23 protein-coding genes are annotated in these 23124 nt (G+C 67.7%); 14 read left to right on the top strand and 9 right to left on the bottom strand.

The features are described 5' to 3' along the window. Nucleotides 1-2: 2 nt before the first annotated feature. Nucleotides 3-2552 (bottom strand): hypothetical protein, encoded by a 2550-nt coding sequence (locus tag AC2YG9_RS08840; RefSeq protein WP_487297593.1) that lies wholly within the window; start codon nucleotides 2550-2552, stop codon nucleotides 3-5. 24 nt (nucleotides 2553-2576) lie between these two features. Then, on the bottom strand, nucleotides 2577-5111 hold the full coding sequence (locus tag AC2YG9_RS08835; RefSeq protein WP_487297592.1) for a beta strand repeat-containing protein: 2535 nt from the start codon (nucleotides 5109-5111) through the stop codon (nucleotides 2577-2579). A gap of 302 nt (nucleotides 5112-5413) precedes the next feature. Between AC2YG9_RS08835 and AC2YG9_RS08830 the strand changes: the two genes are divergently transcribed. From AC2YG9_RS08830 to AC2YG9_RS08815, 4 genes are all read left to right on the top strand, one after another. Next, the gene (locus AC2YG9_RS08830; protein ID WP_487297591.1) at nucleotides 5414-6328 is read left to right on the top strand and encodes a hypothetical protein; all 915 of its coding nucleotides are present in this window, start codon (nucleotides 5414-5416) and stop codon (nucleotides 6326-6328) included. A gap of 92 nt (nucleotides 6329-6420) precedes the next feature. Then, nucleotides 6421-6606, top strand: a complete 186-nt coding sequence (locus tag AC2YG9_RS08825) for a (2Fe-2S)-binding protein (protein ID WP_487297590.1) — start codon at nucleotides 6421-6423, stop codon at nucleotides 6604-6606. Nucleotides 6607-6738: 132 nt separating this feature from the next. After that, nucleotides 6739-7227 (top strand): bacterioferritin, encoded by a 489-nt coding sequence (gene bfr, locus AC2YG9_RS08820; protein WP_487297589.1) that lies wholly within the window; start codon nucleotides 6739-6741, stop codon nucleotides 7225-7227. Between the two features lie 50 nt (nucleotides 7228-7277). After that, complete coding sequence (locus AC2YG9_RS08815) at nucleotides 7278-8141, top strand: hypothetical protein (protein ID WP_487297588.1); 864 nt, start codon at nucleotides 7278-7280, stop codon at nucleotides 8139-8141. Nucleotides 8142-8246: 105 nt separating this feature from the next. Here AC2YG9_RS08815 and AC2YG9_RS08810 read toward each other — a convergent pair whose 3' ends face one another. Beyond that, nucleotides 8247-8852, bottom strand: coding sequence for a TetR/AcrR family transcriptional regulator (locus tag AC2YG9_RS08810; protein ID WP_487297587.1), 606 nt, complete (start codon nucleotides 8850-8852; stop codon nucleotides 8247-8249). A gap of 204 nt (nucleotides 8853-9056) precedes the next feature. Between AC2YG9_RS08810 and AC2YG9_RS08805 the strand changes: the two genes are divergently transcribed. Further along, nucleotides 9057-9626 carry a tryptophan-rich sensory protein gene (locus AC2YG9_RS08805; protein ID WP_487297586.1) on the top strand — a complete coding sequence of 190 codons (570 nt, stop codon included), beginning with the start codon at nucleotides 9057-9059 and terminating at the stop codon, nucleotides 9624-9626. 110 nt (nucleotides 9627-9736) lie between these two features. Here the strand turns inward: AC2YG9_RS08805 and AC2YG9_RS08800 are convergent, their stop codons facing one another. The 3 genes from AC2YG9_RS08800 to AC2YG9_RS08790 all read right to left on the bottom strand — a co-directional run bounded on the left by AC2YG9_RS08800 (nucleotide 9737) and on the right by AC2YG9_RS08790 (nucleotide 12685). Further along, entirely contained in the window at nucleotides 9737-10927 is a 1191-nt protein-coding gene (locus AC2YG9_RS08800; protein WP_487297585.1) for a molybdopterin molybdotransferase MoeA, read from the bottom strand. Between the two features lie 172 nt (nucleotides 10928-11099). Next, the gene (locus AC2YG9_RS08795) at nucleotides 11100-11939 is read right to left on the bottom strand and encodes a ferredoxin--NADP reductase (protein WP_487297584.1); all 840 of its coding nucleotides are present in this window, start codon (nucleotides 11937-11939) and stop codon (nucleotides 11100-11102) included. Nucleotides 11940-12058: 119 nt separating this feature from the next. Continuing rightward, complete coding sequence (locus AC2YG9_RS08790) at nucleotides 12059-12685, bottom strand: HAD hydrolase-like protein (RefSeq protein ID WP_487297583.1); 627 nt, start codon at nucleotides 12683-12685, stop codon at nucleotides 12059-12061. A gap of 105 nt (nucleotides 12686-12790) precedes the next feature. Between AC2YG9_RS08790 and AC2YG9_RS08785 the strand changes: the two genes are divergently transcribed. From AC2YG9_RS08785 to AC2YG9_RS08760, 6 genes are all read left to right on the top strand, one after another. Further along, a complete protein-coding gene (locus tag AC2YG9_RS08785) occupies nucleotides 12791-14401 on the top strand; it encodes a phage tail sheath family protein (protein ID WP_487297582.1) in 1611 nt (536 codons plus the stop codon). Between the two features lie 69 nt (nucleotides 14402-14470). Beyond that, nucleotides 14471-14761, top strand: a complete 291-nt coding sequence (locus AC2YG9_RS08780; RefSeq protein WP_487297581.1) for a DUF1330 domain-containing protein — start codon at nucleotides 14471-14473, stop codon at nucleotides 14759-14761. Between the two features lie 288 nt (nucleotides 14762-15049). Continuing rightward, nucleotides 15050-15823, top strand: coding sequence for a tyrosine-protein phosphatase (locus AC2YG9_RS08775; RefSeq protein WP_487297580.1), 774 nt, complete (start codon nucleotides 15050-15052; stop codon nucleotides 15821-15823). 132 nt (nucleotides 15824-15955) lie between these two features. Beyond that, nucleotides 15956-17449, top strand: coding sequence for an MFS transporter (locus tag AC2YG9_RS08770; RefSeq protein ID WP_487297579.1), 1494 nt, complete (start codon nucleotides 15956-15958; stop codon nucleotides 17447-17449). Between the two features lie 38 nt (nucleotides 17450-17487). After that, nucleotides 17488-18828, top strand: coding sequence for an anthranilate synthase component I family protein (locus tag AC2YG9_RS08765; RefSeq protein WP_487297578.1), 1341 nt, complete (start codon nucleotides 17488-17490; stop codon nucleotides 18826-18828). Beyond that, nucleotides 18825-19577 carry an aminotransferase class IV gene (locus AC2YG9_RS08760; protein ID WP_487297577.1) on the top strand — a complete coding sequence of 251 codons (753 nt, stop codon included), beginning with the start codon at nucleotides 18825-18827 and terminating at the stop codon, nucleotides 19575-19577. The genes AC2YG9_RS08765 and AC2YG9_RS08760 overlap by 4 nt, the downstream gene beginning before the upstream one ends. On the opposite strand, the gene AC2YG9_RS08755 is transcribed toward AC2YG9_RS08760, so the two are convergent. The 3 genes from AC2YG9_RS08755 to AC2YG9_RS08745 form a co-directional block, all read right to left on the bottom strand. Further along, nucleotides 19561-20091, bottom strand: a complete 531-nt coding sequence (locus AC2YG9_RS08755; RefSeq protein ID WP_487297576.1) for a TadE/TadG family type IV pilus assembly protein — start codon at nucleotides 20089-20091, stop codon at nucleotides 19561-19563. The genes AC2YG9_RS08760 and AC2YG9_RS08755 overlap by 17 nt on opposite strands. A 16-nt stretch (nucleotides 20092-20107) precedes the next feature. Next, nucleotides 20108-20683, bottom strand: coding sequence for a TadE/TadG family type IV pilus assembly protein (locus tag AC2YG9_RS08750; protein ID WP_487297575.1), 576 nt, complete (start codon nucleotides 20681-20683; stop codon nucleotides 20108-20110). An 80-nt stretch (nucleotides 20684-20763) separates the two neighbouring features. Beyond that, nucleotides 20764-21156 carry a pilus assembly protein N-terminal domain-containing protein gene (locus AC2YG9_RS08745; protein ID WP_487297574.1) on the bottom strand — a complete coding sequence of 131 codons (393 nt, stop codon included), beginning with the start codon at nucleotides 21154-21156 and terminating at the stop codon, nucleotides 20764-20766. A gap of 268 nt (nucleotides 21157-21424) precedes the next feature. Here AC2YG9_RS08745 and AC2YG9_RS08740 point away from each other — a divergent pair, with 268 nt between their 5' ends. The 3 genes from AC2YG9_RS08740 (at nucleotide 21425) to AC2YG9_RS08730 (ending at nucleotide 23064) form a co-directional block, all read left to right on the top strand. Next, nucleotides 21425-21589: a Flp family type IVb pilin gene (locus tag AC2YG9_RS08740; RefSeq protein ID WP_487297573.1), complete on the top strand. Its 165-nt coding sequence runs from the start codon at nucleotides 21425-21427 to the stop codon at nucleotides 21587-21589. Between the two features lie 600 nt (nucleotides 21590-22189). Next, complete coding sequence (locus AC2YG9_RS08735) at nucleotides 22190-22354, top strand: Flp family type IVb pilin (protein ID WP_487297572.1); 165 nt, start codon at nucleotides 22190-22192, stop codon at nucleotides 22352-22354. Between the two features lie 188 nt (nucleotides 22355-22542). After that, nucleotides 22543-23064: an A24 family peptidase gene (locus AC2YG9_RS08730; protein WP_487297571.1), complete on the top strand. Its 522-nt coding sequence runs from the start codon at nucleotides 22543-22545 to the stop codon at nucleotides 23062-23064. Nucleotides 23065-23124 lie beyond the last annotated feature (60 nt).

Below are 23124 nucleotides of genomic sequence, written 5' to 3'. Positions count from 1 at the left end.
GTCTACAGTATCCAGCCGCCGCTATCGCCGGTGACGTCGCCGTTGATCTTCATCTGGTAGTCGACCTTGGCGTCGCCGTTCACATCGAGGCGCAGGGTGGTGATGCCCGCGGCAAAGGTCAGGGTCATCTGGCCCGTCAGCTCCGGCTGTGCCGCGTCATGCTTGGTGAAGGCGCTGACCAGGCGGAAGGCCTGGTCGCCATCGACCAGGGTGTTGGCGTCGATCTGGCCCAGATTCAGGCGGTCGCCCTCGGCTGTGCTGAAGTCATAGATCTGGTCCGTCTCCAGGGTTGGGCGGGCGATGCTTTCCCCGAAGACATAGAAGACATCCCCGCCCAGGCCACCGCGCAGCAGGTCGTTGCCGCGGCCGCCGACGATCTGATCGTCACCGTCGTTGCCGTTGATGGTGTCGACGCCGTCCATGCCCCACAAGCCGTTGAAGCCGGCGTTGCCCTGCATGTTGTTGGCTCCGGCGTTGCCGAAGGCGCCGGAGTGGGTCGAGCCCTGAAACTCGATCGCCTCGACATTGTCGGCCAGCGTCAGACCGTCGATGCTTGTGCGGATGATGTCGTACCCCTCGCCCGCCAGTTCGATGACCTGATCTGCGGCGTCGTCGACGATGTAGACATCGTTGTCCGCCCCGCCCGACATGATGTCGGCGCCGAGACCCCCATCGAGATAGTCGTTGCCGGCCCCGCCGTTCAGGACATCGACATCGCTTTCGCCGTCCATGCGGTCGTTGCCAGTCCCGCCGTTCAGGAGATCGGCCCCCGTGCCGCCGAACAGCTTGTCAGCCCCGTCGCCGCCGCTCAGCTCATCGGCGCCGGCGTCGCCGTACATGATGTCGCCGCCGCCGCCGCCGATCAGGTCGTCGGCCCCATCACCGCCGAACAGCTGGTCGGAGAGATCGCCGCCGTCGAGGGTGTCGTCACCGGCCATGCCGTTAAGCACATCGTTGCCGCCGCCGCCCGACAGGCTGTCCCCAAGCGAGCCGCCGCTCTGGGTGTCGTTGCCGCCGCCGCCGACGAAGGTCACCGGCGGAGCCTGGCCCCAGATCACATAGCTGATCCCGGCGTTGTCCCGTCCGGTCGGGTCGGCGAACCGGCTGCCGATCAACAGGTCGTCGGCCCCGTCTGCGTTGAAGTCGCCGATGCTGGCGGAGGCCAGCAGCCCGGTGAAGGGCGCCCCCGGCGCGACGCCGTCGATGCGCAGTCCGGTGGCCGCGGTCAAACCCGACAGCTCAATGACGGCGTCGAAATTGCCGACCGTGGCCGTGACCTTGCCATAGACGACATAACCCGCGCCGCCATTGATCCTGCCAATGTTGTCGGCCCCCGAGGCCACGACGATCAGGTCATCGACCCCGTCGCCGTTCAGATCGCCGGCCGCGGAAACATGGGCGGCGTAGTCGTTGGCCGCCGCGCCGCTGAGCCTGAAGCCGTTGGCCCCGTTCAGGCCGGACAGGTTGACCTCGGAGGCGAAGTTCCCGGCCACGGCCGTATTGCGCCCGAACACCACATAGCTGGCGCCAGAGCCGGAACCATGCGGCGCGGCGCTGAAGGCCCCGACGATCAGGTCGCCGATGCCATCGCCGTTGACGTCGCCGGCGTTGCTGATCGTGGTTCCGAGGCGGTCGAAGGCGGCGGCGCCGTTGATCTGGAAGCCGTTGGCCCCGGTCAGGCTGGTCAGTTCGAAGGTCGCGCCGAAGCCAGTGGCCGCGCCGAAGATGACCCAGGCCCCGCCCGCATAGTTGCCGCCGGCGTCTGCGCCGGTGCCCGTCACGGCGATGTCGTCGAAGCCGTCGCCGTTGACGTCGCCGACGCCGGCGACTGCCGTGCCGGTGAAGTCGTTGGTGACCTCGCCGTTGATCTGGAACCCGTCAGCGGCGGTCAGGGTGGCCAGGATGAAGTCGGCCCCGAAGCCGCCGGCCTTGCCGTACAGAAGATAGGCGGCGCCGGATGTGTTGCCGTTGGGATCGGCGCCGGCGGCGGCGATCAGCATGTCGTCATAGCCGTCGTTGTTGAAATCTCCGGCCGAGACAATCTTGCCGGCCCGGTCGAAGTTCGCTTCGCCGCTGATCCGGAAGCCATTGGTTCCATTCAGCGACGACAGGGTTACCGTGGCGTCGAAGCCTGTCGACTTGCCGAACACCACATAGGTGGCCCCGGCGCTGGTGTAGCTGTTCGGGCTGGCCTGCACCGCCCCGATCAGCAGGTCACTGATGCCATCGCCGTTGACGTCGGCCGAAGCGACCGAATAGCCGCTGCGGTCACTCGTGTCCGAGCCCTGTATGCGGAAGCCATTGGTCCCGTTCAGGCTTGCCAGGTCGAAGTCCGCGCCGAACGGCGTGGCGCTTCCGAAGACGACATAGCTCATCCCCCGTGATGAGCCGTTGCCTGGGGCGCCGATGATCAGGTCGGCGATGCCGTCGCCGTTGACGTCGCCGGCCGCCCCGACGCTGAGGCCGCTGTTGTCACTCGCGGCCTCGCCCAGCAGGCGCAGGCCGGTCGTGGCATCGAGCGCAGCGAGGTCGAGTGTGGCTCCAAATGGCATGTGTTGCCCCCCTTTGGCCGGTGTCTAGAGAATCCAGCCGCCGCTATCGCCGGTGACGTCGCCGTTGATCTTCATCTGGTAGTCGACCTTGGCGTCGCCGTTCACATCGAGGCGCAGGGTGGTGATGCCCGCGGCAAAGGTCAGGGTCATCTGGCCCGTCAGCTCCGGGTGCGCCGCGTCATGCTTGGTGAAGGCGCTGACCAGGCGGAAGGCCTGGTCGCCATCGACCAGGGTGTTGGCGTCGATCTCGCTGAAATAGAGGAGGTCGCCCTCGGCGCTACTGAAGTCATATATCTGATCGGTCTCCAGCGTGGGGCGAGCGATGCTCTCGCTGTAGACACGGAACGTGTCAGCGCCCGTGCCCCCGCGCAGCAGATCGTTGCCGATGCCGCCGATGATATAGTCGTCGTCATCGTTGCCATTGATGGTGTCGACCCCATCCTGGCCGTACAGGAAATTGGCGCCGGCGTTGCCCTGGATGTTGTTGGCGCCGGAGTTGCCGATGCCGAGGCTGTTACCCGAACCCGTGAGTTCCAGGGCCTCGATATTGGCGGCAAGCGTCCAGGCGGTGAGGTTGGTGCGAACGATGTCATAACCCTCGGCGACCTGTTCGATGGTCTGATCCGCGGCGTCATCGACGATGTAGATGTCGTTCTCCGTTCCGCCAGACATGATGTCGACCCCCACGCCGCCATCGAGGTAGTCGTTGCCGGCTCCGCCGTTCAGAACATCATCTTCGCTCTCGCCGTTCATACGGTCGTTGCCGGCGCCGCCGTTGAGCAGATCTTCCGCCGTGCCGCCGAACAACTTGTCGGCCCCGTCGCCGCCGCTCAGATCGTCGGCTCCGGCGTCCCCGTACATGATGTCGCCGCCGCCGCCGCCGATCAGGTCGTCCGCCCCGTCGCCGCCGAACAGCTGGTCGGACAGATCGCCGCCGTCGAGGATGTCGTCGCCCCCAAGCCCGTTCAGCGTATCGTTGCCGCCCTGGCCGGAGAGACTGTCGTTCGCCCCGGCTCCGCTCTGAAGGTCGTTGCCCGCCGTGCCGGCGAAGCTGACCGGCGCCGGGCGGCCGAAGATGACATAGCTGGCGCCGGAGAGGGAACCGTTCGGGTCGGCGCCGGTAGCCCCGATGATCAGGTCGTCGATGCCATCGCCATTGACGTCGCCGGCTGAGGCGACGGACTTGCCGCTGATGTCGCCACCCACCTCGCCGTTGATCTGGAAGCCGTTGGTTCCGTCGAGGGCGGACAGGTCCAGGTTGGGCGCAAAGCCGGTGGTGCGTCCGTACACGACGTAGCTGGCCCCGGAGAAAGAGCCGTTCGGGTCAGCCCCGTAGGCTCCGATGATCAGATCATCGATGCCATCGCCGTTGACGTCGCCGGCGGAGGCGACGGAAAAGCCGCTGAAATCGTTGGCCACCTCGCCGTTGATCTGGAATCCCGTGGTTCCGTCCAGGGTGGACAGGTCCAGGCTGGCCGCAAAGCCGGTTGTGCGTCCAAACACAACGTGGCTGGCTCCGGAGTAGTTGTTGCCGTTCGGGTCGGCCCTGGCGGCGCCGATGATCAGATCGCCGATGCCGTCGCCGTTAATGTCGCCGGCCGAGGCCACGGAAATGCCGCTCTGGTCGCCAGCCAGCTCGCCGTTGATCTCGAAGCCGTTGGTTCCGTCGAGGGTGGACAGGTCCAGGTTGGCCGCAAAGCCGGATGTGCCTCCGAACACTACATAGCTGGCCCCGAAGTTGGCGCCGTTCGGGGCGGAACTGGCCCCAATGATCAGATCGTCGACGCCATCGCCATTGACGTCTCCCGCCGAAGCCACTGACCGGGCGCTCCGGTCGTTAGCCATCTCGCCGCTGATCTTGAAGCCGTTGGTTCCGTCGAGGCTGGACAGGTCCAGGTTGGCCGCAAAGCCGGTTGCGCGTCCGAACACAACATAGCTGGCTCCGGATGCGAAGCCGTTCGGGGAGGCGAATATGGCCCCTATGATCAGGTCGTCGAAGCCATCGTCGTTGATGTCCCCGGCCGAGGCGACGGACCTGCCGCTGTAGTCGCCTCCGGCCTCGCCGCTGATCTGGAAGCCGGTGGTCCCGTTGAGGCTGGACAGGTCCAGGTCGGCCGCAAAGCCCGTCGCGCTTCCAAACACAACGTAGCTGGAGCCGGCCCTGGAGCCGTAATAGCCGTGGTCGGCGCCCGGCGCCCCGAAGATCAGGTCGCCGATGCCATCGCCGTTGACGTCCCCCGCCGAGGCGACGGAATAGCCGGCGTAGTCTTCAGCCGCCTCGCCGATGATCCGGAAACCGGTGGTCCCGTCGAGGGTGGACAGGTCCAGGCTGGCCGCAAAGCCGGTTGTGCGTCCGTACACAACGTAGGTGGCTCCGGACCAGGAGCCGTTCGCATTGGCGCGCGAGGCCCCGATGATCAGGTCGTCGATGCCATCGCCGTTGACGTCGCCGGCCGAGGCGACGGAAAGGCCGCTCTGGTTGCCCGCGGCCTCACCATTGATCTGGAAGCCGGTGGTTCCGTTGAGGGCCGAAAGGTCAATCACCGCGGCAAAAGACATGATGTGAACGGGCCTTTCGGCCGCCCCCTGAGCGCATAACGATGTGAGCGAACAGTCTTCCAGAGCGCTTGTGGCGAGGGGACTGTAGTAATCCACCTCGAATCCCCGGGCGGCGCCTCACGCGAATGGCCGGCCGAAAACACCTTCAGGTGTGCAGAAATCCCCTTGGCGGCGACCACGTCACCCGGATTGAGCAATGGCTGCGGGAAATGTCGAACAATGTTCGCCGCGTGGCCTTTCTTCTTCAAAAATCAACTGTAGTAATCGATCTCTATTTTGCCTGAGGGGGGAGGGCGGAACAGATGCTCGATGATCGGTGGCTGGAAAGCGCCGAGGCGGCCGCAGCTGCGTCGAAAGACCCGCTGGCCGTGGCCAGGATCGCCGGTCACCCCGACTTCGGGCGACTGAAGCGGCCCTGGGTCGATACCTGGCGCCTGAGCGACGACGACAGCGCCATGCTGGCCCGTACGCTGCAGGACAGCGGTCGGTTCTTCATCGGTCTCTGGGCGCTCTATCTGCATTCGACGCCCGGCGGCCTGACCCGCGGCCGCCTGGCCGAGACGCTGAAGGAAAGCGGGATGTCGGGGCCGGGCCGCGCGGCCTCGGCGCTGCTGTTCATGCGCTTTATCCAGTACATCGAACCGGCCCCCAGCAGCGGGGACCAGCGCCTGCGGCGCTACGTTCCGACCGACCGCATGCTCGAGGCCTACAAGGCGCGGCTGCATCGACATCTGGCGACCCTCTGGCCGGCCGATCCCCCGCTGTTGCGCATCGCGCCGCAATTCGACCGGGAGGAGGTCCTGAGCGCCTACCTGTCGGCGATCGGCGAGGTCACGCGGTTGGCGCTGCAAGGCTACACGCCCGCGGAGGCGTCGCTGGACACCTTCTCGCACCGCTATGGCGGAATGGCGCTGCTCGCCGAGCTCATGTTCGCGGGCCCCGAGGATGGGGCCTTCCCGTCCACGGCGCCCTTCGCCATCAACCTGGCCGACCTTGCCCGCCGCTGCCGCGTCTCCCGCGCCCAGGTCCGCAGCGCTTTGACCGCAGGCCATGAAGCCGGCTTCCTTGAGCTCCTGCCCGACAACCACTGCCGCCTGCTGCCCCAGCTCGATGAACACCTCGGTGTCTTCATGGCCTCCTCGATCATCGGCTGCGCCTACGCTGGCCGGAAGGCGGCCGAGCGACTGGACGAGATCGAACAGCCGCGCCGGGCCTGACCCATTTCATGGTTACTTGCGAATGCGTTGCATCGTCGCCATTTCTGCGATAGAGAACGCGAATTGTTCGCAATCGAGTTCGGGGCCCCGCCTTGTACGTCTGCAACTGTAACGGCATTCGCGAACGCGACGTGCGCCAGGCCATCGCCGCCGGCGCCTCGCGTCCCGCCGAGGTTTTCAAGAGCCAGGGCTGCCAGGCCCAGTGCGCCAAGTGCGTCTGCGAGATGCGCCAGATGATCGACGAGAGCCGCGAAGCGCTGCGTTACGCGGCCGAATAGGGCCCGTTACTGTAGTCGCGAGGCATTCGCGAAGATTTGTCTGCTAGCGCGAAACGTTCGCACAGATTGCGGTTGCGGCCCGGCCCAAAGCGGGTTCAAGACCTCTTCAACGACACCTTGAGGAGCACCGCCATGAAGGGCGATCCGGCCATCATCCGCATTCTGAACGCGGTCCTGACCAACGAGCTCACGGCCGTGAACCAGTACTTCCTGCATGCGCGGATGTACCAGCACTGGGGCCTCAGCAAGCTGGGCCAGATCACCTACGACGAATCGATCGGCGAGATGAAGCACGCCGACAAGCTGATCAAGCGCATCCTCTTCCTCGACGGCCTGCCCAACCTGCAGGACCTGCACAAGCTGAAGATCGGTGAGACCGTGCCCGAGGGCCTGGCCGCCGACCTGGCCGTCGAGAAGGGCGGCCGCGAGACGCTGATTCCCGGCGTGAAGGCCTGCGAGGAGGCCTTCGACTACGTCTCCCGCGAACTGCTGGTCGAGATCCTGTCGGACACCGAGGACCACATCGACTTCCTCGAGACCCAGCTCGACCTCGTGCGCCAGCTCGGCGAACAGAACTATCTGCAAAGCGCCATGGGTGAGCTGCAGGGCGAGGGCCACTAGCCGCTTTTCGGGCCGGCGGACTATGCTGTCCCCGATCTGAGGGGAGAGCATTGGTCGAATCGGCGACGGACTGGGTGGCGTGGATGGCCGCGGAGGGGCCGGCGAACGTCAAGTCGCGCCCCGGCCACGCCGCCGTCATTCGCCGCCACTACGCCGCCTGGATGATTCCGCAGTCGGAACCGGCGGTCGGCCGCAGCCTGCGCCACATCTCCCACTACATCAGCGCCGTCTGGGTCTTCTATCTCCACGCCAGCCCGGGCGGCATAACCTTCAGCGCTCTCAGCGACCTCCTGGGGGCCTCCGGCATGGCGTCGGCCCGGCGGGCGCGGCCGATGCTGATCTACCTGCAGTTCATCGGCTATATCGAACCGGCGCCGGCCGGCGACGGACGGGTCAAATGCTGGCGGCCGACGGCCAGGATGGAGGCCGCCTTCCGCCGGCGCATGGCCGAGGATCTGGCCGGCATGATCAGCTTCGACGCCGACATCGACGCCCTGGCCCGCCGCTTCGACGAGGATGCGGTCTTTGCCCGCTTCATGCTGGCGATGGGCGAGGTCTCCAAAGCCTCGTTCGCCGCCTACCAGCCCGACGCCAATTCGCTCGACCTGTTCTCGCAACGCACCGCCGGCCTGGCCCTGATGGCCGAACTGCTGCTGGGCGGCGATCCGGCCGGCGAGTTTCCCCCCGTCGGTCCGGTCCGCTACAGCCTGGCGGGCCTGGCCCGGCGCAACCGGGTGTCGCGCATGCATGTCCGCCGCCTGTTGGCCGACGCCGAGAAGGCCGGCTTCCTGCGCCAGACCGGCGAGGGCGAGGCGGTCATCAACGCCAACCTGGCCCGCGCCGCCGAACACCTCTTCGCCTACACCGTGCTCAACTACAGCTATTGCGCCCGCGCCGCGCTTGAGGCCGCCTAGAGCATCCAGTCGCCGCTCTCAGCCGCAACGTCGCCGTTGATCTTCATCTGGTAGTCGGCCTTCCCGTCGCCGGTTGGCCCCGCTGTTTCCCCTGACTGGCCAGGGCTAGCGCGGCCGGTAGGCGGCCAGAAACACCCGCACCGTCTCGGCGCAGTAGGGCTGGGTGGGGTGCAGAGCCGGCGCCTCGCCCTGGACCAGGGGAATGGTCAGCGCCGAATGCTCGACCATTCCCTGGAAAAGCCGGGCGGCGATGGGCACATCGGGGATGACCAGTTCGCCGGCCTCATGGAAGCGGACCAGCAGCCGGCGCAGCGCCGCGCCCAGGGTGCGGTGCACGGTCTCATAGACCTGCCGGGCCATTTCCGGCCGGCGGACAGCCTCCATCACCACGATGCGGTAGAAGGACCGGATCTCGGGTTCGGACAGGAACTGGTAGTAGACCTCGGCCAATCGGATCAGCATCGGCTCAGGGCCGCCGTCCATCCGCTCGATCCCGTCGAACAGCCCTTCGAATGGCGATAGCGCCAGGACCGTCACCGCCTCGAACAGGCGGTCCTTGGTCTCGAAATAGATGTAGACGGTCCCCGTCGAGACCTGCGCCGCCTTGGCCACCTCATCGACCGTCGCACGGTCGAAGCTGCGGGTCAGGAAGACCTGGCGGGCAGCCTGCAGGATTTTGTCCCGCCGTTGCTGGTGAAGTTCGTCTCGCATCGGGTCCAGGCAGGAACAACTCGGATTGAGCTGCCACTTCGCCATGACATGGCCATGTCGGTCCATGATATTCGCAGATGTTCAGCCACTTTCGTTCGGGGTGATCTCTTGCGACGACCAGACCCTTCCACGCCCCGGAACCGCCTGCCGCCGGCCGGCGTTGAGCCGGAGGCTCCGGTGACGGGAGACCGAGGGAGACGACGCATGCGTTACGAGATGGGCCCCGAGGGGATGGTCGAGGTCGAAGCCAGGCCGGTGACCACCGCGGGTCATGTGCTGCTCGGCCTGTTGCTGGCCGGCGGGGCCGTCGCCCTGGCCGAGGTCATCGCCTCGCGCCGCAGCGTCGTCGAGGAACCCGACTACATGAGCGACTTCGCCGAGTCCCAGGGCCCGGTAAGCAACCCTCCCAAGGCCGCCTTCGCGGTCATCTGGCCCTCGATGTTCACCGCCCTGACCATCTCCGGCCTGCGCGTCTGGAACAGTCCGCAGGGCGCGACCCGCACCCGGGCCCTGACTCTCTGGGGCCTGGTGCAGGGCTTCTCGGCCGCCTGGATGGCGCTGGGGCCCAAGCGGGTCGGCGGCCGGGTGGCCGTCGCCGTCGCCTCGGTCGGGGCGGGCGCCGTCTATGCCTACCATGCGGTCAAGGTCCAGCCGCCGCCCGGCGCCGTGGCCGCGCCGACGGCGGGCTGGATGGGCATCGCCAACCTGCTGAAGGACCAATGGGACCGCCGCGGCCATCAAAACGGCCAGGACCGCGGCCCGACCGTCCACTAGAGCATGTCAGGGCGAAGTGTATGCGGTTCGCCCGCCCGGACATGCTCTAAATGTTTGATTCTAGACCCTTTTGATCAGGTTTTGATGCGTACATCAAAACCTGAAAGGGTCTAGCCCCGGTTCAACCGCAGGATTTCCACGACCGCCCCGGCCTCGACCGCCGGGGCGTTCGCACGCCGACGCAGCAGGGCGTCGGCGGCGGCGAACACGGTCACCAGGCTGCTGTCCTGATCGGGCAGGGCGCGCACGCCGTCAGGCCCCAGGACGGCCCGCATCCAGTGCTCGCGCGGGCCGGCGGCGGGCAGGTCTTCCGCGAGGATGGCCGGCTCCATCAGGGGCCCGGCGGCCCCGCCCGACATGGCGGCGATCAGGGGTTTCAGGAACAGTTCGGCGCAGACAAAGGCGCTGGCCGGGTTGCCCGGCAGGCCGAGCACCCGGCGGCCATCGCCCAGTGTCCCGAACCAGGTCGGCTTGCCCGGCCGCACATTGATCGTCTCGACCAGCAGTTCGAGGCCCAGCCGCTTGAGCGCCGGCTTGACCAGGTCGTAGTCGCCCACCGAGGCGCCGCCGACGGTAACAATCAGCTCGGCGTCGGCCTTGGCCACCGCCGCCGCGATGGCGTCCTCATCGTCGCGGGCGGGGCTCAGCCGGTGGGCCAGCCCGCCCCAGCGGGCGATCATCGGCACAAGACCGGCGCTGCCGCTCTCGAAGATCTGGAAGGGGCCGGGATGGCCGCCGGGGGACACCAGCTCCTCGCCGGTGGCCAGAATGGCGATGCGCGGCGGCTCGCTGACCGTCAGCCGGTCGCGCCCGGCGGCGGCGGCCAGCGACAGCCGCCAGGGATCGAGCCGCGTCCCGGCGCCCAGCAACAGGGTCCCGGCCCGGAAATCCCCCCCCGCCGCCCGGATGTTGCGGCCCGGCGACGGCGGCCGGGCGATGCGGACGACGTCGCCGTCCCGCTCGGTATCTTCCTGGATGATGACGCGGGTCGCCCCCGCCGGCACGGCCGCCCCGGTGAAGATGCGCACCGCCTGGCCCGCCTCCAGCGCCCCGTCATAGCCGCGCCCGGCGGCGCTCTCGCCGGCGATGCGCAGCGTCTGCCCTTCCTCGGGATCGCCGATGACCGCCCAGCCATCCATGGCCGAGGCGTCGAACGGCGGCTGGTCGCGCACCGCATGGATGTCCTCGGCCAGGGTCAGGCCATCGGCCTCGGAGAGCGGCAGGCTGTGGACGGCCGTGCGCACGGCGGCCCCCAGCATGCGGGCGCGGGCGTCTTCGACTGTGAGGTTCTTGAGCGACATTGGTTGCGGGTTTCCCACAGTTACCAACGTCCGTCATCCCGGGCGTAGCGCAGCGAAGACCCGGGACCCAGGGGCGCCAGTCGCAAATGCTGGCCACCGCGAGGTCGGCGTTCTGTCACCCCCTGGGTCCCGGATCGGCCTGCGGCCGTCCGGGATGACGGAGAGAGAAAGGCTACCCGACGAACGCCCGCTCCAGCACATAGTCGCCGGGCTCGGCGTTCGAACCCTCGACCAGGCCATGGCTCTCGATCAGCGCCGCCATGTCCTTGATGAAGTCCATCGAGCCGCACAGCATGATGCGGTCCTCGTCGCGGTTGAAGGTCGTGCCCTCCAGCCCGAGGTCCTTGAACATCTGTCCCGACGAAATCAGATCGGTGAACCGGCCCTGGCGCTCGAACGGCTCGCGGGTGACGGTCGGATAGTAGACCAGCTGCTTCTGCGCTTCCTCGCCGACCAGCGGGTCCTCGAAGATGTCCTTGGTGAACAGGTCGCGGTAGGCCAGCTCATTCACCTCGCGCACGCCGTGGCCGACGATGACCTGCTCGAAGTTCGAATAGGCGTCCGGATCGCGGGCCACCGACAGGAAGGGCGCCAGGCCCGTGCCGGTGCCGAACAGGAACAGGCGCTTGCCCGGCCGCACGGCGTCCAGCACCAGGGTGCCGGTCGGCTTCTTGCCCAGCAGGACGTCGTCGCCCGGCTGGATGTGCTGCAGGCGCGAGGTCAGCGGCCCGTCCTGAACCTTGATCGACAGGAACTCCAGCTCCTCGGCGAAGCTGGGCGAGGCGATGGAATAGGCGCGCAGGATCGGCTTGGTCTCACCGGCCGCCGGCGGCAGGCCGATCATCACGAACTCGCCCGAGCGGAAGCGGAAGGTGTCCGGCCGGGTGATGGCGAAGCTGAACAGCCGATCGGTCCAATGTTTGACCCACAGAACCTTCTCCAGGTTCTGGGCGGCGGAGGGTGTCCAGGCCGGAGAAGCGGCGAGTGCGGCCGGGGCGGCGACGTCCGACATGCGGGAGTCCTTGTTGGGCGCGGGGAGGCGCTGAGTGTCGGGTTTCCATGTGGCCCCGGGGGCCGGGATGTCAACGCAGGGATGCTGGGGGCGGGTTCAGGGATGCTGCCCTAAGGCGCCTATGCAGCGAACAACCGCGCGATATCGGTCACCTCTGCAAAGCTGTGCGCCGGCCTGCACCGGGCAAGGCTTTCAGGCGTCGCATAGCCCCAGTCCACGGCCCCGAACGCCGCCCCGACCCTGGCCGCCGCCTCGCCGTCGCGCGGCTCGTCCCCGATGCACAGGGTCTCGGCGGGCGATACACCGGACCGCTTCATCACCCGCCGGAAGTGGGCCGGTTTGCCGAACAGCCCCGCGCCGCACTCGTAGTCGTCGATCCGCGCCGCCAGCGCCGGGCCCAGTACCGCCCGCACATTGGCCTCGTCGTTCGAGCTGACCACGGCCAGCCGCACATCGGTCTCGCCGAGGGCCGCCAGCATCGCCTCCACCCCGTCGAACAGCCTGATGGCGCCGATGTCCCGCGCCATCCGCGCCTTCATGTCGGCGGCGATGAACGGCAGCCGCCAGCGTGACACGCCCAGCCGCTTCATGATCTCCCGGTTACCCAGCCCGCGCAGCATCTCGATCTCCGCCGCCTCGACGCGGCGAAACCGGTGGCGGTCGGCCAGGCTGTTCAGCACGCCGACAAACCAGGGCGCGCTGTCGGCCAGGGTGCCGTCGAAGTCGAAGATGATCAGGCGGTACATGGCGTCTCCCTCGCGCCCGATACCAGAGTTTGACGCCCAACGGAGCCCCGGCCTAGGGTCGCGAACACCGGCCCGGATCGCGCGCAGGTGGTATCGATGGGCGACATGACCAGCTTTGAACACCCCGGCGTTTACGTCCAGGACCTGCCCGGACCGCGGGCGATCCCCTCGGTCTCGACCAACATCACGGCCTTTGTCGGCGCGGCGGAGACCGGCCCCTTCAACACCCCGACCCTGGTGACCAGCTGGAACCAGTATCTCCGGACCTTTGGCGGCCTGGTCTGGAGCGCGCAGACGCCGTTCGCGGTCTACGCCTTCTTCGAGCAGGGCGGCGGGGCCTGTTACGTGGTGCGTGCCGGAGCCGACGCGGGGGCCGTCGCGGCCCGGCTGACCGCCGGACCCCTGCTGATCAGCGCCGCCGGCCCCGGCGTCTGGGGCGACAGCCTGGCCGTGACCATCAGCAACTACCCCTCGTCGACGGGCGACGCGACCCAGCCGATCTTCGCCGTCAACGTGCTCTACCGAATGCCGGAACCGGGCGCATCCCTGACCGTCGCCGACCAGCTGTTCGCCGCCTACGCCCAGGCCAACGCCCTGCCGACCCAGGTCGTCGGTGGCCACACCTTCATCCTGCTCGAGAGCCTGAACGGATTCACCGCCGCGGACCTGCAGCCCGACGGCGCCTCGTCCAGCAACATAGAGCTCCGGATCGCCCAGACCTCGCTCTTCATCCGGGTGACGCCAACGGCGGCGACCCGGCCCGCCAACCTGCCGGCGCCGACAGCGCTGACCGGCGGAGCCGGGGATCCCGTGGCCGGCCAACCCTACCTGGCCACCGCCCTGACCAGCCTGGACATGCTGAACGGCGTCAGCCTGCTGTGCGCGCCCGACACCGTCTGGATCGCCGACCTCGGGCTCCAGCGCGCGGCCGTTCAGCAGGTGCTGGCCTGGTGCGAGGCGCGGCCCCGCCGCGACCTGTTCTACATCGCCGACACCCCCTTCGGCCTGTCGGTCCAGGATGCAATCGCCTTCAAGACCGGCGCCCAGGGCCCGACCGTCCCGGCCGGCGCGGCGCTCCAGTCGGCCTGCGGCGCCCTCTACGACCCCTGGATCACGATCCTCAATCCGCTGTCGAACGCCCTCGCCGCCATCGCGCCCTCCGGGGCCATGGCCGGCCTCTACACGGCGACCGACAACGCCGTCGGACCCTGGCAGGCGCCCGCCGGGATCACCTACGGGGCCCTGAGGCTGGCGACCGGCGTGACCCGGATCGTCACCGACGCCGACCAGGCCCTCCTCAATCCCGCCGGGGTCAACGCCATCCGGAATTTCGTGAACTACGGTGTCTGCGTCTACGGCGCGCGCACGATGTCGGCCGATCCGGGCCAGATCTACATCAGCGTCCGCCGTCTGCTGACGATGATCGAGCTGTCCCTGTACGACGGGCTGCAGTGGGTTGTGTTCGAGCCGAACGGCCCCCAGCTCTGGGCCACGGTGACCCGGGACGTCAGCGCCTTTCTGACCACCGTCTGGCAGGCCGGCGGCCTGTTCGGCGCCAGCGCCGCACAGGCCTTCCAGGTGCGGTGCGACGCAGGCAACAATCCGCCCTTGGATCAGGCCCTGAACCAGCTCAACGTCGACATCAGCGTGGCGCCGACCTACCCGGCCGAATTCGTCGTTATCCGCCTGCAGATGGCGACCCAGGCCAGTTCCTGACGCCACGTCATACTTGGCGCCGCCCCTCCGCCTGCCTAGCGTGCCGCCGAAATCAGCGAGGACACGCCCATGACCGCCTACGTCATCTTCATCCGCGACAGCATCAAGGACGCCGAGGAAATGGCGACCTACGGCAAGAAGGCCGCCGGCGCCCGGGGCGATCATCCGATCACCGCGCTGGCCTTCTACGGCGCCGTCGAGACCCTCGAGGGCCCGGCGGTCGACGGCGTGGTCCTGCTGTCCTTCCCGGACGCCGCCGCCGCTCACGCATGGTACGACAGCCCCGCCTACCAGGACGCCCTGCAGCACCGCCTCAAGGGCGCCGACTACCGCGTCTGCATCGTCGAGGGCCTCGGCTGATTTTACCCGGGCGAAATTATCGGCCCCGGAGTTCGCGACCCTGACGGCCCACCGAAGAGGCCGCCGGAACAGGGGGGTCGAAGGTGGTTTCCGGTGGGTCCAAACCGCGCTTGGCGTAGGTCTGATCGACGGTTTGGGCGGTCCCCTGAGTGGTCCTTTATGTGTCTGTTTTGATTGATAAAATGACTGTTCCTGAGGCCCCGGAAATGCTAAGATCAGCCTCCTCCCACCCAAAACCCAGCGTGCGGCGTCTCGCTTTCGTCACGGCCAACCTTTAGGAGCGCGGCCATGACCCGCAAACTGCCCTTCACCACCATCGAGAACCTGCGCGATTTCGGCGACTACGCCGCTGGCCATCGCCAGATGCGCAAGGGCGTCCTCTACCGCTCGGCCCACCAGGCCGAGGCTTCCGAGGAGGAACTCGAGGCGCTCAGGGACCTGGGCGTCAATCTCATCGTCGACCTGCGCCGGCCCGGGGAGCGCGAGCGCAACCCCTCGCGCCGCTGGAAGGGCTTCGCCGCCGAGCTGATCGAGAATGATCATCCCGAGGAAGGCGACGATCCCTGGCAGACCTTCATGAAGCATGCGGAGATCACCTCCGAGAGCATGCGGGCCTACATGCTGGACTACTATGACGCGGCCCCGCACGAGGCCCGCCACGTCGATCTCTACACCCGCTGGTTCCAACGGCTCGGCGAAACGGAAGGGGCGACCCTGGTCCACTGCGCGGCCGGCAAGGACCGCACCGGCATCCTCTGCGCCCTGACCCACCACATCGCCGGCGTCCACCGTGACGACATCATCGCCGACTACCTGCTGACCAATGACGAGGAACGCTTCGCCCGCCGCATGCCGCTGTTCGCGGCCCATGTGGAAGAGCTGACCGGCAAGCGGCCCAGCGATGACGCCATGCGCACCACCATGGGCGTCGAGGCCGCGTATCTGGAGCGCGCCTTCGCCGCCATGCAGCGCGAGAATGGCGGCCTCGACGGCTATCTGCGCGATGTCCTCGGCGTCGATGCGGAACGGCGGGCGGCGGTGGAACGGCGCATCCTCATCTAGCCCGCGGCTTGCCGTCGCGGCATCGAACACACGTTTAAAATTCCCCTTTCCAGTCGCCGGTTTCCGGCCCACGGTAGGACCAAGGCCGCGCTCTGAGACGGCTTCCTGCATTGCGGAATTGGGAGACGTCGGATGGTTGGAACGCCCGTGCCAGGGCCGCTCGGCGGTCCGTTGCCCGGCAGTTTGGAGCCGGGCGCCACGGCGGGCGCCGATGCGGCGGGTTATCCGCAGGCCAGCTTCAAGGAACTGTCCAAAGGGGCGGTGTCCTGGGCGGTGTTCCAGGGTGGGCGCGACCCCTACGTCATCCTCATCACCATCTATATTTTCGCCGCCTACTTCACGAGCGGCGTGGTCGGTGACGGGGTCAAGGGCCAGGCCATGATTGGCCTGACCAGCACTCTCAACAGCGTCTTCATCGCCATCACCGCGCCGTTCCTGGGCGCCTCGCTCGACCGGTTTGGGGCGCGCAAGCCGCTGCTGGCCCTGATCGTCGCGCTGATGGCCCCGCTGATCTGGATGCTGTGGTTCGCCAAGCCAGGCGGGGAGGGGCTGCCCATCATCGGCACCCTGTGGATCTTCGGTCTTGTCGGGGTGCTGTTCGCCTATGCCGAGGTGATCCACAACAGCCTGCTGATCGGCGCCGCCGGCCCGCGCCTGGCCCCGCACGCCTCGGGGCTGGCCCTGGCGGCAGGCAACTTCTTCAGCGTCATCACCCTGACCTTCTGCCTGTTCGCCTTCGCCTTGCCGGGCAGCCCGGCGGCGGCGGCCTTCCCCTTCCTGCCCGATGCGCCGCTGTTCGGCCTCGACCACGCCACGGCCGAGCCGATGCGCATCTCAGGCCCGATCGCCGCCACCCTGCTGGTGCTGGGCTTCATCCCGCTGCTCCTGTTCACGCCGGACGCGCCGAAGACCGGCGTCAAGCTGCTGACCGGCATCAAGGAAGGCGCGATCAGCCTCTGGCGGACCGTCAAGCTGATGTTCTCCGAGAAGGACCTGGGCATCTATCTGCTGTCGCGGATGCTGTTCAACGACGGCATGACCGCCCTGTTGATCTTCGGCGGCATCTACGCCTCCGGCGTCATGGGCTGGGGGGTCGAGATGTATGTCTACGGCATCCTGCTCAGCATCTTCGCGGTCATCGGCGGCCTGCTGGCCCCGCGCCTCGACAACTGGCTGGGCCCCAAGAAGGCGCTGCTGGTCGAGGTCGGCGGTTCGGTGGTCTGCGTCCTGGCCCAGATCGGCATGAAGCCGGACACCATCCTCTATTTCTGGAGCTGGGACCCGGCCAACACCCTCTGGGACAAGGGCATGTTCAACACCCTGCCGCAGATGCTGTATCTGGTCATCGGCTTCGGCACGGCGATCTTCGTGACCTCGCAATACGCCTCGGCCCGCACCATGCTGACGCGGCTGGCTCCGCCGGACAAACTCTCCGACTTCTTCGGCCTGTTCGCCCTGTCGGGAACGGTGACGGTGTGGCTCGGCTCGTTCCTGGTGACCCTGTTCACCAGCCTCTACAAGAGCCAGCAGGCCGGCTTTATCCCGATCGCCGGTCTGCTGATCATCGGCGGCGTCTGCCTGACCTTCGTCAAGGGCGGCGGCAAGGGACAGTTCCGAACAGCCTGACCCTTCCCCCGGACCCCGGGCGGCGGTATTCGCCGCCCATGCGTCACGTCGCCATAGAGCCGCGTCCCTGGCGGGCGCCGGCCGAGGTCCTGTCCGCCTTCGGGACAGAGCCGGGAACCTGCGCCTTCCTGTCGGGGGGGGAGGGGCCGCGGGCGCGGTGGTCCTATGTGCTGCGCAAGCCGGATGCTGACCTGCGTCTGACGAGGGACGACCGGCGCGATGCCTTCGCGGAGCTGGAGGCGCTGCTCGGCGAGCGCGGCGACCGCCATCCGGACGGCCCGCCGTTCCAGGGCGGCGTGGCGGGGCTGGCGGCCTACGAACTGGGCGACCGGGTCGAGACCCTGGGCCTTGGCGCGCACGCCGACGGCTGGCCCGACCTGGCGGTCTGTCGCTATCCGGCCCTACTGGCCTTCGACCACCATCAGCAACAGGTGCTGGCCATCGGGCGGGGCGTCGATGCCGAGGCCGCGCGTGATCACGCCCTGGCCGCGGCTGACTGGCTGCAGGCGCCCGCCCGCCCGGCCGCCCAAGGCCGGCTGACGGCCCGCTTCGCGCCGGAAACCGAGGGTGGCCTGTACGAGGCGGCGGTCGCCGAGGTCGTCCAGCGCATCCATGACGGTGAAATCTTCCAGGCCAATATCGCCCGCGTCTGGGGCGGGTCGATGGCTCCCGATACCGGGCCGTATGATCTGCTCGCCCGGCTGGTCGGAGAAAGCCCGGCCCCGTTTGCCGGCTGGCTGCATCTGGGCGACCTGGCGCTGGTGTCCAATTCGCCCGAACGGTTCGTCACCGTGGCCGGCGGGACTTTGCGCATCGAGACCCGCCCCATCAAGGGCACCCGCCCGCGCGGGGCCGATCCCGTTGAAGACCGCGCCCTGGCCGCAGAGCTGCTGGCCAGCGACAAGGACCGGGCCGAGAACCTGATGATCGTTGATCTGATGCGCAACGACCTGGCCCGGGTCAGCCCGGCCGGCTCGGTGGTGACGCCCGAGTTGTTCACCGTCGAAACCTTCGCCAACGTCCATCACCTGGTCTCGACCGTGACCGCCCGCCTGGCCCCCGGGCTGACCGCCGTCGACCTGCTCCGCGCCGCCTTTCCGCCGGGGTCGGTAACCGGGGCCCCCAAGGTGCAGGCGATGAAGGTCATCGCCGGTCTCGAGCCGCCGCGCGGCCCCTACTGCGGCTCGCTGTTCTGGGCCGGGGTCGACGGCGCTTTCGATTCCAGCGTCCTGATCCGCACCGCCGCCTTCGCCCGCCGGGGAGAAGGCTGGCGCGTCGAGGCCCGGGCCGGGGCCGGCATCGTCGCCGACAGCGACCCGCACGCCGAGCGGCTGGAGACCGAGGCCAAGATCGCCGCCATCCAGAGGGCGCTGACATGAGTGTTCCGCACGACGATCGGGGCCTGCTGCTCGGCGATGGTCTGTTCGAGACCCTGCTGGCGCGAGGCGGCGCCCTCGAGCACTGGGAGGCCCACCTGGCCAGGCTCGGCGCCGGCTGCGTGACGCTGGGCCTGCCGGCGCCTGACGGCGCCGCGGCGCTGCGGATCTGCGAGCAGGCGGTGGCGGAGGCCGGCCTCAGCCGCGCGGCCGTACGCCTGACCCTGACGGCGGGCTCTGGCGGCCGGGGCCTCGACCGGCCCGCTCAGGCGCAATCGCGGATGTTCGCCACGGCCAGCGCTTCGCCGGCCCCGGCCGGTCCGGTTCAGCTGGTTACCGTCGGCGTGCGGCGCAACGAGCACTCACCCGCCTCACGGCTGAAAACCCTCAGCTACCTGGACAACGTCCTGGCCCGCCGCGAGGCCAATGGCGCCGAGGCCCTGATGCTCAACACGGCGGGAGAGGTCGCCTGCGCGGCGGCGGCCAACATCTTCTGGGTCGAGGACGGCCGGCTGCTGACCCCGGCGCTGGCATGCGGCGTGCTGGACGGGATCATGCGTGGGGCGGTGATCGCCCGGGCCCGATCAAAAGGGATCGCGGTCGAGGAGGTGCGGAGGGGCCGCGGGGCGCTCGACGCCGCCGACGGCCTGTTCCTGACCAACAGCCTGATCGGCGTGCGGGCGGTATCAATGCTGGATGGCAGGCCGGTGGCCGAAAGCCCGCTGGTCGCGCAGATCAGTTCGTCTTGGTGACGGAATCGGACTTGCGCGGGCGCAGGTAGAACTTCTTGTTGAAGACCACCGCGTTGGGCACGAAGTAGTCGACCGGCGAGTCATAGCTGTACTGCACTTCCGACAGGATGACGCTGTCGCCGGCGGCGGTGAGCAGGCCGGTGGGCACGGTCTCGGTGTCGCCGACGCCCTTGGCGGTCAGGCCGTCGCCCTTGCTCCAGGCGACCTTGGGGCTGACCGCGGAGTCGGCGACGATCGAGGTCACCCGCATCTTCAGGGTCGTGGTCGGGAAGGGCGACATCACCGCCCGGGCGATGGTGAAGATGTCGGTGACGGTGCTGTCGCTGATCTGAGTCGACTGGGCGACCAGGTCCCCGATCGAGGAGGCGGCGTGGCTGGCGCGGCGCTCGGCCATCATCGCCTGGGTCAGCTCGGCCAAGCCGAAGTAGAAGGCGATCAGCGCGGGGGCGATCAGGGCGAACTCGACGGCGGAGACGCCGCGCTTGTCGCGCGCCAGGCGGCGGAACAGGCCCATCAAGATCCCCCCATCTCTAAGTACCCCAAGGCTCGTTGCGGAAGGCGACGGTGGTGCTGATCAGCCGCTTGTTGTTGCCGATGTTGGCGAGGCCGGAGTTCAGCAGCGGGGTGAACAGGGTCCAGCTGTAGTAGGCCCGGACCAGGACGATGTCCTCGGCGGCGCCGGGTTCCCACAGGCCTTCCTGGACCACGCCGTTGGTCACGGTGGGTCCGGCCATGACGCGGTTGCCGGAGGCGTCGGTGGTCATCATCGCGTCGAAGTTGGTGTAGGTCCGCACATCGACGGTCAGGTTGTTCGAGCAGTCCGACCCCAGCCAGGCCATGTCGGCGCAGATGGCGGTCTTGAAGCTGGCGCGGGTGCCGCCGGTGTTCTGCAGCTCGCCGGTGCGGATTTTGCGGCCGGCCGAGTCGGCGGCGTTCTGCAGGGTCGTCGAGACCAGGAACACCATCCCCAGCTCCAGCACCGCGAACAGCAGCGTCAGGAAGGGCAGGGCGACGAAGGCGAACTCGACGGCCGTCGCTCCGCGCCTGGCCGAGCCAAAGCGGGCGAGGAATTTGCGAGCTCGCAGAAAGGGGTTGGTCGCGTTCACGAGACGACCCTAGCGCCACAGGCTTAAGGGGTGGTTTAGGGCGATCGGCCCCTTACGTGCGCGCGGAGTCTATAATGACTCTAGGGGACAGGCTTGGCCGGAGCGGCTCCGGCGGTGGTGTCGGTCACTTCGCATCGAGGAGAGCAGGCGTACTGCGAGACGCTGGTCCCCTTGTACACGGTGACCTTGCCCGCGTCGGCGGCGGAGACCACCACCACCCGGTCGAGGATCAGCCGGCCGTTGCGGTCGAGCGCGATGACGTTGGTCGTGCCGTAGCCCTTGCCGAGCACCAGGATGTTGCGCTCGTCCAGCACCATGACGTCGGCGATGGCCGGGTTGCCGACGGCCACGTCCTTGGCCGGAGCCGACAGGGCGATGCGCACGGCCTGGTCGGCGCGAACCGACAGGGTCTGCGCCAACGCCGGGGTGGCGAGGAGGGCGGTGGCGGCGAAGGCCAGAAGCAGGCGGCGCATGGGCGGGGGTCCGGAGACGTGAATCAGAGCTTAAGGATCGGGCCAATTGGTCAAGAAAGCCTTTAAGGACAGGCGTTTGGCTAACGGGCGATTCATCGGTCTGAATCGGAATTTAAGTATAGCCGAAAATAAACCCGAACTAGGCGCTGGTTTGCTTTGGAACTTTACTGGCTATTAAGCGCGAGGCGACATTCTGTCCATGCATCTGGGGGCAGCGGGCGATGGGCCTGACAAAACCCCGCCTCGACCCGCTATCAGGAGAAAAGACATGACCAAGTTCGTTTCGCGCTTCGCCAAGGACGAGTCCGGCGCCACCGCCATCGAGTATGGCCTGATCGTCGCCCTCATCGCCGTCGTGATCATCACGGCCGTGACGACCCTCGGCACCAAGCTCAACACCGCCTTCGGCGACATCAACACCAAGCTTCCCTAATCCCAGGGGGCCGCAAGGCCCAGCAAGCCTAGGAAACGGAAGGGCCCCGGCGCAAGCCGGGGCCCTTTTCGCATGCGAGGGCAGCTTTTCGCGGCCCCGGGGTCCTTTCGCGCCGGGAAGGTCCGGGGCCGGCTCGCTCTCCAAACAGGCGCGGATCTTCTGCACCCCCGGCCTGTCGCTGGGCCGGGAGGCCGGCTATCCCGGCCCAGGCCGGCAGGCCCCGTCGGTCCTTGCCGGCCCACCGCGAAAAGTCTCTGACCAGGTCTGGCGAGCGGCCTCGGGATTCCGTTCCATTCTGGAACAGAGTCCGGGAAGGGCCCTTTCCAGCTCCCGGTTCGCCGAGCGTTGCTCTAAAAAAACTTCGCGATCCCAAAGGTTAGCGTGACATTCAGGAGTCGGATAACGCACGGAAAAATAACGAGATTTTTGCTATGGTTAACCGATGCTAATAGTAAACAACAATAAACCAAAAGAAAAATCTGATCTGTACTTCGATGTTTACTGGCAATTAAGCGCGGTCCCCCAAAGTGGCCTTGTTTTCGGGGGAGCAGGCCACAGCGGCTTGAAAAACCCGCCAGGCTTGCAACAGGAGAAAAAGCCATGACCAAGTTCGTTTCGCGCTTCGCCAAGGACGAGTCCGGCGCCACCGCCATCGAGTATGGCCTGATCGTCGCCCTCATCGCCGTTGTGATCATCACGGCCGTGACGACCCTCGGCACCAAGCTGAACACCGCCTTCGGCAGCATCAACACCAAGCTGCCGTAAGCGAAAAGCAAAGCTCACAAAGCTTCGCTTGAAAACGGGGGGCCCGCGGAGAAATCCGCGGGCCCTTCCGCTTTGGGGGGGCGGTCGCGCCACCCGCTGTCGGTGCCACGCAATCTTCTCGATCCCGGCGGGGCAATGATGTCCCGCCTCAACCTTCCATTCACCCTCCCGCGCCATTCTCGCGGTCAATGTTCCAGACCCTGCAACTGCTGCTGCTGAGCGTCTTCCCGGCCATGGTCATCGTGGGCGGTCTGAAGGACATCACCAGCTTCACCATTCCCAACTGGATCTCGCTGGTCCTGATCGGCGGCTTTGGTCTGGCCGCGGTCGCCCTGGGCTTGCCCTGGCAGACCGCGCTCATGTGTCTCGGCATCGGTCTTGGCGCCCTGTTCCTCTCCATGGGCATGTTCGCGCTCGGCTGGATCGGCGGGGGAGACGCCAAGCTGTTCGCGGCCGCCGCCCTGTGGCTGGGCTGGCCCGCCTCGCTCACCTTCATTCTGGTCACCGGCCTGGCCGGCGGGGCGCTGGCCCTCTCGCTGCTGGGTCTGCGGTCGGTGTGGCTGCGTCCCCTGGCGGTGCGCGGCCCCGACTGGGTCGGCCGTCTTGCCAAGCCGGGCGGCGATGCGCCCTACGGCGTGGCCATCGCTATCGGCGCCCTGGCGGCGTTTCCGGAAAGCCCCCTGGCTCTCGCGTTCGCGGCCCTTTCCTAAAAAGGATTTAGGTCCGCGTTAACCATGGCCGGTCGATGGTGCATCCGCCGCCAGAAGGGC

Source organism: Caulobacter sp. SRI_014 (genome assembly GCF_057586315.1).
The sequence above is the reverse complement of the archived record's forward strand: the minus strand, read 5'-3'. Positions and strand labels throughout refer to the sequence as shown.